The organism is Nannocystis bainbridge, assembly GCF_028368995.1.
Taxonomy (GTDB): Bacteria; Myxococcota_A; Polyangia; order Nannocystales; family Nannocystaceae; genus Nannocystis; species Nannocystis bainbridge.
The window spans coordinates 1,445,073-1,462,793 of sequence record NZ_JAQNDL010000002.1 but is presented as its reverse complement, the minus strand read 5'-3'; the positions used below and the strand labels follow the sequence as shown (position 1 = coordinate 1,462,793).

The following is a 17,721-nucleotide window of genomic DNA, read 5'->3' as shown; positions in this document are numbered from 1 at the left end:
CGCGATCGTGGCCGACCGGGACGACGACGCGCAGGGCAGCGATTCCTGGCGCACGCATGCCGGACGCGGCTCGCCCGCGCAGCCCGCCGCGACGCCCTCGCCGTCCTCGCCGCCCGCGGCCGCCGACGCGACCCACGCCGCGCCCCCGCCCGTCGCCCCGCCTCTTCCCGTCTCACCGCCGCTCTCGCCGCCTGCGGCCGCCCAGGCGACCCACGTCGTGCCACCCTCGCCGCCTGCGGCCGCCGACGCGACGCCCCCCAGTTTGCCCGTCGCCCCCCCCAGCGGCGCGGTCTCCGAGCCCCGCAAGCCTTTGAAGCTCCAGCACGCCGCCGACCTGGCCGCCCTGCCCATCGCCCCGGCCGACCTCGCGCGCGACGCCGCTGCCGCCGCCAGCTTCAACGTCAAGGCCCCGCGGCGCTACCTCGACCTCATCGACTGGGCCGACGAGCGCGACCCCATCCGGCGCCAGGTCATCCCCAGCGCCGACGAGTTGGTCGTCGACCCGCGCGAGCGCGAGGACCCGATCGGCGACGCGGCCCACAGCCCGGCCCCGCGGCTGACCCACCGCTACCCCGACCGCGTCCTGCTCTACCCGACCTATCAGTGCGCCGTGTACTGCAGGCACTGCTTCCGCAAGGAGTCGCTGGCCGCCGACGACGCCGCCGGTTACGCGATCGAGGCCCTCGAACCGGCCCTGGCCTACATCGCCGCGCACCCCGAGATCCGCGAGGTCATCCTCACCGGCGGCGACCCGCTGATCCTCGGCAACGAGCGTCTGGAGGAGCTGCGGCGGCGGATCGAGGCCATCGCCCACGTCCGCCTGCTGCGCCTCCACACCCGGATCCCGGTCGTCCTGCCCGAGCGCATCAACGCCGGCCTGGTCCGGGCGCTCAAGGGCCGGCTCATGGTCTGCGTGGTCACCCACTTCAACCATGCCCGCGAGATCACCGACACCACCGTGCTCGCCGCCCGCACCCTGCGCGAGGCCGGCTTCATGTTGCTCAACCAGACCGTCCTGCTGAAGGGCGTCAACGACGACGCCGAGGCCCTGCGGACGCTGTTCCGTGAGCTGGTCTACGCGCTCGGGATCCGGCCCTACTACCTCCACCACTGCGACTCGACCCGCGGCCTGTCGCACTTCCGCACCACCATCGACCGCGGCCTCGATCTGATGACCGCCCTGCGCGGCCACATCTCTGGCCTCTGCCTGCCCCACTACGTGCTCGACCTGCCCGGCGGCGACGGCAAGATCCCGCTCGGTCCGAGCTACGTGGCGGCGCGATCTGGCTTCGAGTGGAAGTTTAAAACCTACGACGCAAAGCTGCGAGATTACTCGGAGATCGTGCCCGAGAATCCGCCGCGCGATCGCTGAGGTTTTGAGCCCTCAGTGGGCGCCGGTGTCCCAGCTCCAGCCCGGGCGGACGAAGCCCAGCCACCCGGCGTCGTGGACCCGCAGGTGCACCCGGGCGCGCGGGAGCTGCTCCGGCTCGTCCGGCCAGTCCTCGTAGGCCGCGTCGAACTCGCGCTCGTCGACGCCGTGGGCGGCCACCAGCGGCGCGACCGCGGCGGCCAGCGCGACCCGGTCGGCCGGGATGAACACGTAGGACTGCTCGCCGTAGCCGAGCAGCCCGCCGACCGGCTCGCCGCGGAACAGCGTCGACTGCCCGGCCTGCATCACGGCCGCCAGCGCGGCGTGCTCCTCGGCCGTGCACTCGACCTGGCGGCCGAACCCCAGCTCGCGCAGCCGCTTGCAGCGGGGCGCCCAGGCCGGGTCGCGCGCCAGTTGCTGAGCCGCGGCACCGTCCAGTTCGCAGCCCTCGATCAGGCCGACGAGCCCGCGGTCGAGCAGCGACCACAGCTCCACCAGCACCTCGACGGCGAACGTCGCGGTGTCGGGCGGAGGCCCCGCGTCCGGATGCACCGTGGTGACCCGCAGGACGACCTCGACGCCGTCTACGGCCTCGACCCTCACGCTGTAAAGCTCGCTCATGCCCCGCTCCATTCGCGCCGGCGCGTGCCCAGCCGGTCGATCCCCACGATCGCGGCCCAGTGCCCGACCGCCACCGCCGCCGTGATCACCAGGAGCCCCCACGGCCTGGCCCGGCCGAGGGCCTCCGCCCGCACGAACACCCCGACGACGGCGGTCGCCAGCATCAGCGAGTTGGCGATCAGCGGCCCGAGCACCGGACCGCCGCCTCGCCCCCTGGCGCGCTCGTGGGCCCTCCGCAGCGACGCCTGGAGGTTCCAGACGAAGAACAGCCCGGCGAACACGAGGGTCCACATCGCTTCGAGGCTCGCAGAGGCGGCCGCCGCCGGCAACAGGAGTTCGTCAAGGCCTGCCGGGCCCGGCAGACGCCGTCACGGGGCGCGCCCGCGAGCACGCGAGCGGGGCGCCCCCTGAAGCAGCCCGCCGCGGACCTGGCGATCCGGGCGTCGACAGCGCCCCGAGCATCCTCGAGCGGCCTCGCTTGCGCCGCCCGCCGCGGGCCTGACGATCCGGGCGGTCGGCAGCGGAGCCCCGGTCGCTACCGCGCTCCCGGCGGCCCGAGCGCCCGGCCCGTCAGTTCAGCGGCTTCTTCCGCTTGCCGCGCTCGCGCAGCCCGCCCTTGCGCCCGCGCGAGCCATCGTCGGCGAACGGCGGCGGCAGCAGCGGGTCGTGGTAGCCGGTCGTGCTGCTCTGCTGCAGCTCCAGCTCCGACAGCAGGATCGGCGGCGCGATCCCGCTGACCGGGATCGACCCGCTCTCGGCGTAGCAGAAGCCCTGGTCGGTCTCGCGGTCGCGGCCGAACGCGGTGATCTTCTGCAGGGCCGCCAGGGGCGTGCCGATCAGCTCGACGTCGCGGATCCGGCGGACCTTGCCGGTCTGGGCGTCGACCAGATAGACCTCGGCCAGGCTGCCCTTGAAGGCCTGGAAGTCGTAGTCCGAGGTCGAAGTCTCGCCGGCCAGGACGCGCTGGATGATGACCCCGTGGCGGCGGCCCTGGGCCCGCGCCAGCTCGATCAGGCGGGTCCGCAGCGCGTCCCACGACTCGCCCGAGCCCGGGGCGCCCTCGACTACCAGCGTGCCCATGCGCGCCATCGGCCGCTCGTTGCCGTCGTGGCGCCCGTGGCCGTTCGAGTGGTCGCTGCCGGGGATCGGGCTGCGGCTCTGCAAGAAGCCCTTCAGCACCCCGTCGTCGACCAGCAGCGTGCGCCGGGCCGCCACGCCCTCGTCGTCGACGCGGTAGTGGCCCCACAGCGGCTCGCGGCCGCAGTGCGTCAGGGTCGGGTCGTCGAACACGTGCAGCCCGCGGGGCAGGATCCGCTCGCCGCGCATGCGGGCGAACGTCTTGCTCTCGCCGCGGGCGGTCAGCCGCTCGCCCTCGAGGCGGTGGCCCAATGCCTCGTGGAACAGCGTGCTCGCGGCCTGGCCCGACAGCAGCGCCGGGCCGATGAAGGCCCCCGGGCTGTCGGCCGCCCGCAGCGCCCCGAGCTCCTCGAGCACGTCGGCCAGCAGCCGCTCGAGGTGCGCGCGCTCGGGCACCTCGTCGACCGCCCGCAGGTACAGCTGGCGCGAGCCCTCGACGTACACGCCGTCCTCGGTCAGGACCCAGCCCTCGATGCCGAGCTGGACGAACACGTCCTCGGTGATGACCGCTGTCCCCTCGCTGGTCACCAGCCAGCGGTGGACCCGCTCGGCCGACAGCGTGATGCTCGGGTCGAACACCTCCGGGTGGTCGAGGAACCGCCGCGACAGCTCGACCAGCGTCTTCTCCCAGTGGGCCCGCGGGAACGGGTCGTGGTGCAGCTCTTCCTTGTGGACGACCGGGCGCTCGCGCGTAAAGGAGCTGATCTCGTCGCGCAGGTACTCGCTGACGGTCGCCTTGCGGTGCTCGTAGTAGTCCTCCAGCGCCTCGTCGAACTTGATCTGGGTCAGCTTCCACAGCCCGATCTGGAGCGCCTGCAGGTTGAGGTCGTCCGGGGCGTCGACCCAGTCGCTGCTCTCCCGCTCCTCCGAGCGGTCGCCGAGGCCGCCGTCGATGACGTTGTCGAACTTGTGGCTGCCGACCCGGACATCGGCCCAGAGCTGGCCGGCCGTGGTCTCGCGCGAGCGCAGCAGGGCCCCGTGGGCCGCCCGCAGGCGCAGCGCGTGGACCCGGCGCAGCGAGTACTGCATGAAGTACGGCCGCGGCGAGCCGGGCACCACCAGCCCGCCCATCGACCGCTTGAGCTCCCGCTGCAGCACCTCGAGCACGGCCTCGGGGTCCGGTAAGGGTTGATTCGGGTTGTAGGGCGGCGAAAGACGCGATACGGCGGTCATTGGGGTGTCCGGGGGAAGAGCTTTGCACGCATAGCCGTGCCCCGATCCCAAGGCAAGCAACCCCGCCTGGCCCGCCGCAAACCCTCCCGGCGGCCCCGGCGAGCGATGCGCGGCGGTACGCGTGACCGGACGCGTCGGCACGGCCGGGCGCGAAAACGCTCGGCGCGCGGCTTCGCGCGTCGTCCGCCGCGCACATTTGCGGCGAACGCGCTACTCGTCGATCACGGCCGTGAAGAGGTCGGCGATGACCGAGTGGCCTTGCCCGGTGGGGTGGATGCAGGTGAGGTCGAACCAGTTCTGCTGGCCCGGGCCGCGGTAACACGGGGCGCTCGGGTCGCCGGCCTTGAAGCCGTGGCCGCAGAAGGTCTCGAGCATGAAGATCATGTCGGTGCCGGTCTCGACGGCGACGCTCATGAACTGCTCGTTGAAGCCGACCATCACGTCGATGAGGTCGGCCGGGTTCGCCCACGGCTTGTCGAACCCGCCGAGCCCCGCCGCCGGGCAGGCCATGAGGTCGGCGGTGCCGTCGGTGAACTCGTAGGCGTTGGCGAACACCAGGAACACGCCGTTGGGGAACTTGGCCGGGTCGTCGACGAACCAGTGGGCCGTCTGCCGCAGCAGGTCGGCCGCCTCGGCGGCGTTGGCCTTGACCTCGTCGAGCGGGGTGCCGTTGGCCCCGTCCTTGGCGATCGCGGCGATGTCGTTGCCGCCCATCGTGGTGATGACGAGCGTGCGCTTGTCGAACATGTCCGGCGGGAAGCAATCGTTGACCTGGTTGCCGGGCGGCAGGAAGTCATCGGTGCGCGCGCCCCACTTCGAGCACGACACGAAGTCGCCCGACTCCTTGACCAGAGCCACGCCGTCGATCGGGTTGACCTGCTTCCACAGCGGATTCGGCGGGGTCAGGCCGAAGCGGTCGACCAGCACGTCGGCCAGCTTGGAGCGGTAGTAGTCGTCGCCGAGCGCCGGCGGGGTGCCGACGGTGACCGAGTCGCCGAGGAACACCACGCGCTCGATGTCGGTGATGTCCTGGTGGTTGGTGCCCTTGCAGTGCGAGCCGATGACCGGGCCGAACTGATCATAATCGAGCTTGAGCGCGTTGTCGGGGTCGGCGAAGCCCGCGAGCAGACAGTCGGAGTCGGACGGCTCGCCGGTGGTGCCGGTGGTGTCCTCGCCGGTGGTGTCCGTGGTCGTCGAGGTCGTCGTGGTCGTGCCGTCGGTCGAGGTCACCGGGCTGGTGGTGCTCGTCGTGCCCGTCGTGCTCGTCGTCTCGTCGCCGGTGGTCGGCGCGGTCGTCGACCCCTCGGTCGCGCCCTCGCTGCCGCCCGTCTCGGTGACCTGCCCGTCGGTAGTGGTCGGATCGGGGTCGCCGGTGCCGATCGTGCCGCCGCTCGTGTCGCTGCTGCTGCCCTCGCTGGTCGGCGCGGTCGCGCTGGCGTCCTCGGTCTCGCCACACGCCGGCAGACCGACGGCGAAGAGGAGGGCGAGGAGGCCCGCAGGCCGCGGCAATGTGACAGCGAGACGACAGGCGTACTTCACCACGTCACACTACTCGAACGCCCGCGAGCCGATCCACTCAAAACCGCGACGCGTCCGTGACCCGCTCCGGGGTCTGGAGCGACCGTCACGCTCACCTCCTGCGCGAGACGACTGTCCGGATGAAGCCGAAGTCATGCGAGGCCCGCCGCTTTGCCCCTTGGCTCACGCGCCGGTCGTCCTCGCCGCGGACAGCTCACTCGCCGCGGACCGGTCGTCCACGCCGCGGGCAGCTCGTTCGCCGCGGACCGGTCGTTCGCGCTGCGGGCCGGTCATTCGCGCCGCGGGCTGCGAGGGGCAGCCCCGCGGGCCGGTCATTCGCGCCGCGGGCTGCGAGGGGCAGCCGCGGACCGGTCATTCGCGCCGCGGGCTGCGAGGGGCAGCCGCGGATGCGAAGGCGGCCGCGACGAAAGAACCAGAGCCGGGCGCACGGCGACGCGACTGCATCCCCGGAACTGGGCTCACAGGCGTGACGCCCGACCCTCGCGCCGCGGAGCGCGAGCATCCGCAAATCACTCGCCTTCCGAGTCACTCGTTCAGGCGGCGACACGCCGAGCCTGCCCCCGCGAGTGCGACGGCCCCGGCGTGTCAGCTCGGGCGTCGCTCAGGCCCGGCCGTCGCCGGGCCCTTCTTCGTCCTGCAAGGAATCGCCGTCGCGGCGGAGGTCGTCGTCGCGGCGGCCGTCGCCGGACCGCGTCGGCTTGCCCGGGCCCGTCGCGCGGCGGCGCTGGTCCTCGCGGTCGTAGGCGAGGATGATGCGCTGCACCAGCTGGTGGCGCATCACGTCGGTGTGCGAGAAGCTGCAGAACGCGATGCCCTCGACCCCGCGGAGCACCCGCAGCGCGTGACCGAGGCCGCTGCGCCGGCCGTACGGCAGGTCGTTCTGGGTCGGGTCGCCGGTGACGACCGCGCGCGTGCCGGCGCCGATGCGCGTCAGGAACATCTTCATCTGCTCGGGCGTGGTGTTCTGCGCCTCGTCGAGGATCACGAACGTCTCGCTGAGCGTCCGCCCGCGCATGTACGCCAGCGGCGCGATCTCGATGATGCCCTGCTCCATCATCCGCATCACCTTCTGCACGTCGAGCATGTCGTGCAGGGCGTCGTAGAGCGGCCGCATGTACGGGCTGACCTTCTCCTCGTACGTGCCGGGCAGGAAGCCGAGGCTCTCGCCGGCCTCGATCGCCGGGCGGGCGAGGATGATCCGGCGCACCCGCTTGTCGAGCAGCATGCGCACGCCCATCGCCACCGCGAGGTACGTCTTACCGGTGCCGGCGGGCCCGACGCCGAAGGTCAGGTCGAAGCGCCGCAGGCTGTCGACGTACTGCTTCTGCGCCAGGCTGCGCGGAGCGATCGGCCGGCCGCTGCCGCTGCGGGCGATCAGGGTGTCGTCGAACAGCGAGCGCAGGTCGACCCGCGGCTCGCTGCGCATGACCTCGAGCGCGCGCGGCAAGTCGCCCGGATGGATCGGCGTGCCGGCGCGGGCCATCGCCACCATCTGGCGGAGCAGGCGCTCGACCAGCGCGGCCGAGCCGTCGTCTCCCTCGATGGTGACGTCGCCGCCGCGGACGTGGAGCGTCACCCCCGCCGCTCGCTGCAATTCCTCCATCGCTTGACCGCCGACCGAGCCGAGGACGAGCTGGAGCGGGACCTGATCTTCGAAGCTGAGTCGGATCGTCACTGGGGGGTTCAGGCGTGAGCCGCCCGTGGTAATGGGCTGCCCGTGAAGCTACCACGCGACTCTTCGGAGGCAAAGGCGGACGCACCGACGGGCGCGGACGAGCCCGCTGCGCAGGGTCACCGCGCCCACGGCCTACGCGACGGCCTCGCCGGCCTGCGCGACCTCATGGACCGGCTGCTCGCCGACCCGGGCGGCTGCCCATGGGACCGCGCCCAGACCCTCGACACCCTGCGGCCCTACCTCATCGAAGAGGCCTACGAGGTCCTCGACGCTCTGGACGACCCCGAGGCGCACCGCCGCGAGCTCGGCGATCTCCTGTTCCAGATCGTCTTCCAGTCGGCCCTGCGCGAGCGCGAAGGCGCCTTCGATCTCGAGGGCGTGATCGCGGCCATCCGCGACAAAATGATCCGTCGCCACCCGCACGTGTTCGCGCCCGCGGCCGGCTCCGCGGATGATGCGCCGCTCGACGCCGACGACGTCGCGCGCCAGTGGGCCCAGCTCAAGCGCGCCGAGAACATGTCCGAAGGGACAGAACGCGGCCCGGCTCGACCGCTCGCCGGCGTCCCCCGCTCGTTGCCGGCGCTGCAGCGCGCGTGGCGGCTGCAGGACAAGGCCGCCGCCGTCGGCTTCGACTGGCCGACCATCCAGGGCCCGGTCGACAAGATCCGCGAGGAGTGGGAAGAGCTCGAGCGAGCGCGGGCCGAGGGTGAGCCCAAGGCGATCGAGGAGGAGTTCGGCGACCTGCTGTTCGTCCTGGTCCGCTACGGCCAGAAGCTCGGCATCGCCGCCGAGGACGCGCTGCGGGCCACCTGCGCCAAGTTCGAGTCGCGCTTCGCCTTCGTGATGGAGCGCTGCCACGCCGCCGGCATCGAGCCCGAGGCCGCGGGTCTCGAGCGCCTCGACGGCTGGTGGGACGAGGCCAAGGCGCGCGCGCGCGCCGGCCGAGCCAGCGAGCCGGATGTCCCGAAGGACAGCTGAGGCCCGGCGGCCGCGATCACAGCCGAGACCGCCGCGCCCTCGCCCTCCCTGGCCCGCGCACCGCCGTCCGCTATGCTGAAAGGGTGATGGCCCCGCCCCAGATGAGCGCGTATCGCCGCTGCGAACCCGACGCGGAGTCGCTGGTTCCGGCCGCGCAGCGCCCGCTGGGGGAGGCCTGCGACGCCCTCCACCTCGCGCTGCTGACCCTGGAGAGTCAGGACGCCGAGGACAACCCGGAGCGCGCCGCGGCCCAGGCCCGCAGCTTCCTCGCCGAGGCCGTCAACGCGCTCAACCGCGCCCGCGTGTTCGTGCCCGGCGTCTTCAGCCACACGCCCTCGGTCATCGCCGCCAGCGAGGCCGAGCCGGTGGTCGAGCTGGCCCGCCTGCATCAGATCGCCACCCGCCTGCTCTGGTACAACCATCGCTCGCTGCCCGCGCGCACCCAGGCGCCGCTGCAGCCCGAGGACGAGGCCCAGCTGGCGACGCTGGTCCGCGCCCTCGGCCGCACCGCCCGCGCCGCGCGAGCCCTGCGGCACGCGTGGATCGCTGCCGCCGCGATCCTGGCGCTGTTGCTGCCGCTCGGGCCCGCCGCCGTCGGCCTCGGCCTCGGCAGCTGCTTCGTCCTCGTGTGGCTGCTGCAGGCCGTCTCGGCCCTGCGCAGCCCCGCGGCCCTGCCCGAACGCGTCTAGCGTCGGCCCACCATCGAGGACGCCGGCGCCGATCGGCGCGCATCCTCGTGAGCTCGGCGGGTCGCGCGAGCGCCGACATGCGAGAGCGCCACGCGTCGACCGCCGACATGCGTGACGCACACACGCTCGCACGACGTGAGAGCTCGAGCGACGTCGGCGACGGGGAGCCGATCTCGATCGTGGTCCGAGCGAGGTCCCGCGCGTCCGCCGCGATGTTTCGCGCCCCTCGCCGGTCGGCCCTCGAGGCTGTCCCGAAGGACATCTCGCAGAAAGGCCGCGAGCGCTCGCGGCTCCGGCGCACCTCGGAAATTCCACGGACTGCCGCGAGTCTCTGTGTCCAGGTCTCGATGCGCCACGCCAGCCGCGGCCCGACCCCGGGACCCTTCCGCATGCTGTCCGCCACGACATGTCCTGAAGGCCATCCGGACCTCCCCCGCCGCGCGCGGTCGATCTCACGCCGCCGCGGACATGTCCCGAAGGACAGCCCGATGCGAGCACGATCGCGCCCCGCCGCGACCCCGGCGCGCGGGCGCGGGTGGGCGCGTATCGGCGCGGGGCCGCCGCGCGTGATGCAGGACAAATGCGCGGGTCTCCGCGGCCGCGGGTCCAGGCAGTAGCGTCGAACCTCGATGTCGCCCCGGCTCTCTCCTGCCCTCGTCCTCGCCCTCCTCGTCGCCTGTGGCGACGCCACTTCCACCTCCACCGACGGCGGCACCGCGAGCGGCACCGGCACCACGACGACCAGCACTTCCGGACATGTCCCGACGACCAGCAACGCCGCCGACCCGGCCACCGGCGCCTCGGACTCGCTGAGCGGCACCTCCAGCGACACCGTCACGCCGACCACCGGCGGCGAGACCACGACCTCCACGACCGGCCCGGCCACCGACGGCACCGCCACCACTTCCGACACGACCTCCGGCGACACCACGCTCGACACCACCTCGACCACCGGTCCGGGCGGCTGCCAGGACGCCTCGGACTGCCCTGACGAGGCCTCCGAGTGCCACGCGCCCGCCTGCGAGCTCGGCGTGTGCGACGAAGTTTCCCTCCCACCCGGCGCCACCTGTGCGGCCGGCGTGTGCGACGGCGAGGGCACCTGCGTCGACTGCCTCGTGGCCCTCGACTGTCCCATGGGACAGCTCTGCGTCGCCCAGCACTGCGTCCCGCCGACCTGCGACGACGGGGCCAAAAACGGCATGGAGACCGACCTCGACTGCGGCGGCCCGGTGTGCTCGCCGTGCGCCCCCGATAGCGACTGTGAGGACGACGGCGACTGCGCCAGCGGCGTGTGCACCGGCCAGGTCTGTCAGGCCGCCGCCTGCGACGACGGGGTCGCCAACGGCAGCGAGTCCGACGTCGACTGCGGCGGTGATTGCCCGCCGTGCGGCGCCGGCGACGGCTGCGACGACGACCTCGACTGCCAGAGCCAGGTCTGCACCCTCCAGCTCTGTCAGAGCCCGAACTGCGGCGACGCCAAGCTCAACGGCCAGGAGACCGACGTCGACTGCGGCGGCCCCACCTGTCCCAAGTGCCAGGACGGCGAAAGCTGCCAGACCGGCGCCGACTGCTCGAGCGGCGTGTGCACCGGCCAGGTCTGCCAGCCGCCGAAATGCAACGACGGCCTCGAGAACGGCCAGGAGACCGACGTCGACTGCGGCGGCCCTACCTGTCCCAAGTGCCAGGCTGGCGACGACTGCCAGATCGACGCCGACTGCCTGACTGGCGAGTGCGAGGCCGGCCTGTGCGTCGCGCCGCAGGCAGCCTGCATCTCCGCGCCCGCCGATCCCGCCACCGGCCAGCGCTGCCCGCTGTTCATGCCGTGCGCCGTGAACAGCGAGTGCGGGGTGTTCCAGGGCTGCCAGCAATGGTTCTGCAACCCGAGCAAGACCTGCGAGCTCAACGCGCTTAGCAACTGCGGCGTCACCAAGGGCGGTAGTTGCAACGCCGGCGTCGTGTTCACCCAGACCGACGACCCACCGGTCGACAAGCGGTTCCTGCCGCCCGACGGCGTCGATTTCCGCGAGGTCGCCACCCTCGCCTTCACCGTCGCCAACAACACCGGCGACGCCCTGCGGCTCGACAAGATCCCGCTCACGCTCGAGACCATGGGTGGCGGCAGCGCCTTCGACGTCTCGTCCGCCAAGATCTACCAGGACAGCGGCGGCGCCGAGTTCAGCGTCGGCGACCAGTACGTGCACCTCACCGCCAACCCGTTCTCGTTCCCCGCAAACGGCGTGCTCGGTCCGGCCGCCGGCAGCGCGTTCGCCCAGGTCAACGCCGGCGCGTCGAAGCGCTTCCTCGTCACCCTCGCCTTCGCCAAGGAGAAGACCTACATCGCGGGTCGCTCCTACCGCGTCAAGCTCGTCAACCCTGCGGGCGTCGTGTTCCGCGTCGGCTTCAACGGCCCCAACTACGCGGGCACCAACTGCGGCGTCCCACCCGAGGGCTTCATCGGCGCCTGGGTGACCGCGCAGAACCCCTGACGCCCACATTCAGGGCGAGTACGCACATGTCCCCGGGGACAGCTCGCCGTCGGCGCCGCCTGCAGCGGGCCCAGCCTCGCCAGCGCCGCGACGGCGCGGTACTCTGGGTCGCGTGCCGGAGCGCGTCTACGACCCCGCGTTGACGAAGGCGCACCTGAGCAACCGCTTCGCGCTCACGCTGGTCCACTACTTCTGCGAGCGCTTCGGCGAAGAAGTCGCCGACCGGATCGTCGAGGGCGCGGGCCTCAGCCGCGAGTACCTGCAAGACCCGGAGCGGTGGACCTCCGTCGAGTTCGACCGCCGCCTGTGCGACTCCGCCGCCCGTCACCTGTGCGGCCTCGACAGCTCCCCGGCCTACGATCACCCGCTGTGGAACCACTGGCGCGACGCCTCGGCGGCGATGATGCAGCGCCAGGACATGGGCCCGATGTGGCTGCTGCTGTGGGCGATGCAGGGCCCCGGCGAGTTCTTCGGCGACATCGAGCGCATGTACACCCGCGGCAACCGCATCACCCGCATGCAGCTCGTCGATCGCCGGTTCGGGGTCGCCCGCGTGCGCGCGGTGATGGAGCACGAGATCGCCGATCGCCCGGGCGCCTGCTGGAGCCGCCGCGGCTTCTTCGAGGCCATCCCGACCATCTGGAGCCTGCCGCCGGCGCGGGTCGAGCACCGCGAGTGCATCCACCTCGACCCGGGCGTGCGCCACTGCGCCTACGACATCTACTACGACGAGCGGGTCATCGACGACCCTGCCGCCGAGCTGCAGCGCCTGCGGGCCTACGTGCGCGCGACCCTGCCCGACCTGCTGCGCCGCCTCGACGCCTCCGCGCTCGAGCGCCGCGACGCCGAGCTGACCCAGCGCAAGCTCGCCCACTACCTGCCGGCGCACGTCATCGAGGCCATCCGCATCAACCCCGAGGAGGAGGTGCGGGTCGGCGGGCGGGTGACCGAGGGCGCGGTGCTGTTCGCCGACCTCAAGGACTTCACGCGCCGCTGCAGCGAGCTCGGGCCCGGCGCGGTCGTCCGCCAGCTCAACCGCTACTTCGAGCACATGGACGCCGTCATCCTCGCCCACGGCGGCATCATCGACAAGCGGCTCGGCGACGGCATCATGGTCGTCTTCATCGACCCGCGCGGCCTGCAGCCGGTCGCCGAGCTGGCGGTCGCGGCCGTGCGCTGCGGCCTGGCGATGCTGGCCGAGCTGCCGGCCTGCAACGCCGGCATCGCGGCCGAGGGCGGCGACCCGCTCGAGCTGCGGATCGGCGTCGCCGCAGGCCCGCTGATCCACGGCAACATGGGCTCGCCCGCCCGCCTCGAGCACACCGTCATCGGCGAGACGGTCAACCTCGCCGCCCGCCTCGAGGCCGCCGCCACGCCCGGCCGCCTGCTGACCCAGCCGGGCTTCCTGCAGAACATGTCCCTCGGGTCCGCCTGCAAGGACCGCCTGGTCTATGCCAAGGGTTTCGGTGACGTGTTGGCGATCGAGCTGACGCCCTGAGCCGGCCGACGCGGGCAGCGCGCGGCGAGCCTCCTGCGCCCCGCAGCAGTCCATGGCCTTCGTTCACGTACGAACGAGGCCATGTCGCTTCGCGCATGCCCTCGAGAACATGTCCCGAGGAGCATGCCCGCGAGGACATGCCCCCTCGGACATGCGCTATCAGCCCGGCTGCGCCCGCAGCAGCGTGACGACGTCGCGCAGGCGCAGGCGGCAGCGGTCCTTGCCGCACAGCGCCATGGTGTCGAACAGCGACGGCGAGGCGGTGCGGCCGGTGATGGCGATCCGCAGCAGCATGAACAGGTCCTTGTTCTTCCACCCGCTCCGCTGGCAGAACCCGCGCGCGAACGCGTCGAGGGCGGTCGCCGTGAAGGCGCGGGCCTCGGCGTCGCGCTCGATGTCCTGCGCGAACGCCTCGAGCGTGGTCGCGACCTCGGCCGGGGTGCGGTCCTTGACCTTGAGCTTGTCGAGCACCGGCCCGTAGTCGAGGCTGCCGCCGAAGAAGAAGGTCAGGTACGGGATGAAGTCGTCGAGCCGGTTGACCCGCTCCTGCGCCTGGGCCAGGAGCGGCAGCATGCGCTCGCGCGACAGGGTGCGCTCCATCAGCCGGTCGTAGAGCGTGTCGACCGACATCGCCCGGATGTCGGCGCCGTCGAACGCCTCGAGCTTCTTCTGGTCGAACACCGGCCCGCCGGCGCTGACGCGCGACCAGTCGAAGTGGGCGATCATCTCGTCGACCGTGAAGCGCTCGCGGTCCTCGCCCATGCTGTAGCCGAGGCAGGCCATGAAGTTCAGCAGGGTCTCGGGCAGGTAGCCGAGGTCGCGGTAGTGGAACACCGAGACCGGGTTCTTGCGCTTCGAGAGCTTCGACTTGTCCTCGTTGCGCAGCAGGCCGAGGTGGAAGAACTCGGGCGCGTCCCAGCCGAAGGCCCGGTAGAGCAGCACGTGCTTCGGCGTCGAAGTGATCCACTCCTCGCCGCGGATCACGTGGGTCACGCCCATGTGATGGTCGTCGACCACGTTGGCCAGGTGGTAGGTCGGGAAGCCGTCCGACTTGAACAGCACCTGATCGTCGATGAGCCGGTTCTCGAACCGCAGCTCGCCGCGCAGGTGGTCGACGAACACGGTCTCACCGTCGTCGGGCACGCGCAGCCGGACCACGTGGGCCTCGCCGGCGGCCATGCGCGCCGAGGCCTCGGCGGGCGAAAGCGAGCGACACTTGCCGTCGTAGCCGAGCGTCGACTGCTTGGCCGCGATTTGCTCGCGCCGCAGCTGATCGAGCCGGTCCTTGGTGCAGAAGCACGGGTACGCCTCGCCCTTCTCGACCAGCTTCTGGATCTCCCGCCGGTACAGCGGCAGCCGCTCCGACTGGCGGTACGGGCCGTGCGGGCCGCCGACGTCGGGGCCCTCGTCCCACTCGAGCCCGAGCCAGCGCAGCGCCTCGAAGATGGCCGCTTCGCTGCCGGCGGTGTAGCGCTCCTGATCGGTGTCCTCGATCCGGAGGATGAAGGTGCCGCCGTACTTGCGGGCGAACACGTAGTTGAACAGGGCGATGTAGGCCGTGCCGACGTGCGGGTCGCCGGTCGGGCTCGGGGCGATCCGCACGCGCGGAGGCAGGCGCCCAGGCGGCCGCGCGCCGTCTTGTGCAGTCATGACGGGCTCCTACCACGGGGCCGCAGGGCCCAGTACACTGCGGGTACGTGAGCGAAATGACGACCGAGACCCAGATCTTCAACGCGGTGTGGTCGGTGATCCGGCGCCGCATCCTCGACCGGGGGGTCTCGGCCACCGAGCTGTGCGACAACGTGATCCGGCGGCTCGGTCGGCTGCACCGCGTCGAGGGTCGCCTGCGCGCGGGCGACACCGTCCTCGATCAGGACAACACCCTGCTGCCGCTGCTCGCCCGCGCCACGAGCCTCGGCATCACGCTCTACCACGGCAACCGCCGGATCGCCTCGACGTCGGCCCTCGGCGTCGGCAAGCCCGGTGAAATCGGCGGTTACGCCGACGCCGAGCTTGTCGACGTGGTGCTGCGAAAGCGCGAGATCTTCAAGGGCTCGCTGAAGCGCAACGGCCTCGTCTACCTGGTCACCGCGCGCCCGCTCTACCCGACCACCTCGCCCGACGAGACGGCCCCGATCGGCATGATCGAGGCGTTCCAGTCGGAGCAGTCCTTCTACGAGTCGCTGGTCGCGGCGGCGCGGATCGGCGTCGAGCAGCGCACGGCGGCCCAGGAGGAGGCCGCCGACGGCATGGAGGGCGTGATCCATTTCCTCGACGACGTCGCCCGCCGACTGCAGCTGCTGGCGCTCAACGGCAACATCATCGCCGCGCAGGCGGGCGAGTACGGCCGCGCATTCCGCGTCGTCTGCCGCGAGCTCGGAACGCTCGCCGATCGGGCCAAAGGCACCGTCACCGACGTTCGCAAGCTGATGCAGACGATGGGCCTCGAGCCTGGCGAGGGCCACGGCGAAGAGTTCGGGCGAGCGCGGGGGAGCGGCGCTGCGGGCACCAGCGAGGGCGATCCGCCGCTTTCCGTATGACCCGGAGGACCTGTCCCATGGGCACGGATCCAAGAGACTCCCGCTCCAAACCCGAGAATCGCGGGCACTCGCGGCCCTTGCAGACAATCGCGCGAGCGGACGGCCTTATGAGCATCGGCCGTGGCCTGCCCGGTCGGACAGGTCCGGTTCGGCAAAATCCTTTCGTTTGGGCTTGTACTTCCAAATCCGGGCATGCTACGTCACTGGCCCAGCGGCTTCGGTCCGGAGATTAAGCCATGGACCAGATCTTCGAGAGCCACTTTGGTGGCAACCAGAGCTCGAACGGCGGCGAAACTGAGGCCTACTGCCCCAAGTGTCGCGCCGATACCACGCACGTCATCCTCGAGAGCTACGGCGACGAAATTCGCCGCGTTCAGTGCGGCGTCTGCGGCGATATCCACTCCTTCAAGCCTCCGCGGGGCCGGGACGACGAGAGCCCGGAGCCGCTGAGCGTGTCCCGGCGCAAGAGTATGAAGAAATTGTCCTGGCTCGACGGGGTCCACACGTACGACGTGAATAACGCCGTTCGGTACAGCCCCAAGGCGCTTCTCCAGCTCCATCAGATCATCGTCCATCCCACGTTCGGCGTCGGCTACGTCAGCGAGCTGATGGGCGATAACAAGGCGGAGTTGATGTTCCGCAGCGATCTCGCGCGACTCCTGGTCCACGGCCGGGGCGAGACGGCGGACGAGCGCCGCGGCGAGCGGGTCTCGGGCGACGAAGTCCGCCAGCTGCTGGGCCTCGAGATGGGCCCCTCGCCCGAGGAGATCGCCGCCCAGCGCGAGCGCCGCCAGGCCGAAGAAGACGCCGAGAAGCGGGCCGCCGCCGAGCAGCGCAAGGTCCTGGAGGCCCAGCGCCGCGAGGAAGACCGCGTCCGCCGCGAGTCCGAGCGCGACCGCAAGCGCAAGGAGAAGGAAGACGAGAAGCGCCGCAAGGAAGAGGACCGCGAGCGCCTGAAGCTCGAAAAAGAGCAGGCCCGCAACGCCGCCAAGCAGGCCAAGGAAGACGAGAAGCGCCGCAAGGAAGAGGAGCGCACCCGCGCCGCCGAGCAGAAGCGCCTCGACGCCGAGCAGAAGAAGCAAGACGCCATCGAGGCCAAGGAGTCCGCCAAGCGCGAGGCCGAGGACCGCAAGAAGGCCCAGGAGGCCGAGAAGGTCAAGAAGGTCGCCGAGAAGGAGGCCGGCCGAAAGGCCAAGGAGGCCGACAAGGCGAAGAAGGCCAAGGACGCCGAAAAGGCCAAAGAGAAGGCCAAGAAGCAAAAAGAGGGCGAGAAGGCCAAGAAGGTCAAGGAAGCCGAGAAGGCCAAGAAGCAGAAGCCGGTCGCGAAGAAGCCGGCGGCGAAGAAGCCGGTCGCCAAGAAGACCCCGGCGAAGAAGCCAGTCGCCAAGAAGCCCGCGGCGAAGAAGCCGGTCGCCAAGAAGCCCGCGGCGAAGAAGCCGATCGTCAAGAAGGCCGCCGCCAAGAAGCCGGCCCCGAAGAAGCCGATCGCCAAGAAGGCCGCCGCGAAGAAGGCCGCCGCGAAGAAGAAGCCGGCCGCCAAGAAGCCCGTGGCCAAGAAGCCCGCGGCGAAGAAGCCCGCGGCGAAGAAGCCGGCTGCCAAGAAGCCGGCCGCCAAGAAGCCCGTCAAAAAGCCCGGGAAGCGCAAGTAGCTCCCCGCGCCCGCTCCGAGCCCCGCCCGTCGGGGCTCGCTGCGTTTGGTCGCCACGCTGACCACTGCAGCGCTCCGAGCCCCGCCCCTCAGGGCTCGCCTACGTCTGGTCGCCACGCTGACCCATGCAGCGCTCCGAGCCCCGCCCGTCGGGGCTCGCTGCGTTGGTCGCCACGCTGACCGAGCAGTTCGGAGCCCAACCCGTCGGGGCTCGCTGCGTTTGGTCGCCACACTGGTCCACGCAGCAACTCCGAGCCCTGCCCGTCGGGGCTCGCCGCTCTCGGCCACATTGGCCGGTGCAGCGCCCCCAGACCGCGCCCGTCGGCCGCTCGTCACGCGAGCCCGCGCAACGCTCCAAACCGCGCCCC

The 17,721-nt window shown here is 71.6% G+C and carries 13 protein-coding genes; 7 read left to right on the top strand and 6 right to left on the bottom strand.

The annotated features are described in order from the left end of the window. Positions 1-310: 310 nt before the first annotated feature. A complete protein-coding gene (locus POL25_RS23375) occupies positions 311-1,372 on the top strand; it encodes a KamA family radical SAM protein (protein WP_272088360.1) in 1,062 nt (353 codons plus the stop codon). 12 nt (positions 1,373-1,384) lie between these two features. Here POL25_RS23375 and POL25_RS23370 read toward each other — a convergent pair whose 3' ends face one another. From POL25_RS23370 to POL25_RS23350, 5 genes are all read right to left on the bottom strand, one after another. Then, positions 1,385-1,990 carry a hypothetical protein gene (locus tag POL25_RS23370; protein ID WP_272088359.1) on the bottom strand — a complete coding sequence of 202 codons (606 nt, stop codon included), beginning with the start codon at positions 1,988-1,990 and terminating at the stop codon, positions 1,385-1,387. Beyond that, positions 1,987-2,283 carry a hypothetical protein gene (locus tag POL25_RS23365; protein WP_272088358.1) on the bottom strand — a complete coding sequence of 99 codons (297 nt, stop codon included), beginning with the start codon at positions 2,281-2,283 and terminating at the stop codon, positions 1,987-1,989. The genes POL25_RS23370 and POL25_RS23365 overlap by 4 nt, the downstream gene beginning before the upstream one ends. 277 nt (positions 2,284-2,560) lie before the next feature. After that, the gene (locus tag POL25_RS23360; protein WP_272088357.1) at positions 2,561-4,300 is read right to left on the bottom strand and encodes a TldD/PmbA family protein; all 1,740 of its coding nucleotides are present in this window, start codon (positions 4,298-4,300) and stop codon (positions 2,561-2,563) included. A 210-nt stretch (positions 4,301-4,510) separates the two neighbouring features. After that, entirely contained in the window at positions 4,511-5,809 is a 1,299-nt protein-coding gene (locus POL25_RS23355; RefSeq protein WP_272088356.1) for an SGNH/GDSL hydrolase family protein, read from the bottom strand. Between the two features lie 631 nt (positions 5,810-6,440). After that, positions 6,441-7,514 carry a PhoH family protein gene (locus tag POL25_RS23350; RefSeq protein WP_272088355.1) on the bottom strand — a complete coding sequence of 358 codons (1,074 nt, stop codon included), beginning with the start codon at positions 7,512-7,514 and terminating at the stop codon, positions 6,441-6,443. A gap of 42 nt (positions 7,515-7,556) precedes the next feature. On the opposite strand from POL25_RS23350, the gene mazG reads away from it, so the two are divergent. The 4 genes from mazG (at position 7,557) to POL25_RS23330 (ending at position 13,165) form a co-directional block, all read left to right on the top strand. Beyond that, complete coding sequence (gene mazG, locus POL25_RS23345) at positions 7,557-8,492, top strand: nucleoside triphosphate pyrophosphohydrolase (RefSeq protein WP_272088354.1); 936 nt, start codon at positions 7,557-7,559, stop codon at positions 8,490-8,492. Positions 8,493-8,578: 86 nt separating this feature from the next. Then, positions 8,579-9,181, top strand: a complete 603-nt coding sequence (locus POL25_RS23340; RefSeq protein WP_272088353.1) for a hypothetical protein — start codon at positions 8,579-8,581, stop codon at positions 9,179-9,181. Between the two features lie 629 nt (positions 9,182-9,810). After that, positions 9,811-11,667: a hypothetical protein gene (locus tag POL25_RS23335; protein ID WP_272088352.1), complete on the top strand. Its 1,857-nt coding sequence runs from the start codon at positions 9,811-9,813 to the stop codon at positions 11,665-11,667. A 112-nt stretch (positions 11,668-11,779) separates the two neighbouring features. Beyond that, on the top strand, positions 11,780-13,165 hold the full coding sequence (locus tag POL25_RS23330; RefSeq protein WP_272088351.1) for an adenylate/guanylate cyclase domain-containing protein: 1,386 nt from the start codon (positions 11,780-11,782) through the stop codon (positions 13,163-13,165). Positions 13,166-13,324: 159 nt separating this feature from the next. Here the strand turns inward: POL25_RS23330 and gltX are convergent, their stop codons facing one another. Beyond that, positions 13,325-14,815 carry a glutamate--tRNA ligase gene (gene gltX, locus POL25_RS23325; RefSeq protein WP_272088350.1) on the bottom strand — a complete coding sequence of 497 codons (1,491 nt, stop codon included), beginning with the start codon at positions 14,813-14,815 and terminating at the stop codon, positions 13,325-13,327. A 56-nt stretch (positions 14,816-14,871) separates the two neighbouring features. On the opposite strand from gltX, the gene POL25_RS23320 reads away from it, so the two are divergent. Beyond that, positions 14,872-15,705 carry a methyl-accepting chemotaxis protein gene (locus POL25_RS23320; RefSeq protein WP_269041115.1) on the top strand — a complete coding sequence of 278 codons (834 nt, stop codon included), beginning with the start codon at positions 14,872-14,874 and terminating at the stop codon, positions 15,703-15,705. 236 nt (positions 15,706-15,941) lie between these two features. Then, positions 15,942-17,354 carry a histone H1-like repetitive region-containing protein gene (locus POL25_RS23315; RefSeq protein WP_272088349.1) on the top strand — a complete coding sequence of 471 codons (1,413 nt, stop codon included), beginning with the start codon at positions 15,942-15,944 and terminating at the stop codon, positions 17,352-17,354. Positions 17,355-17,721 lie beyond the last annotated feature (367 nt).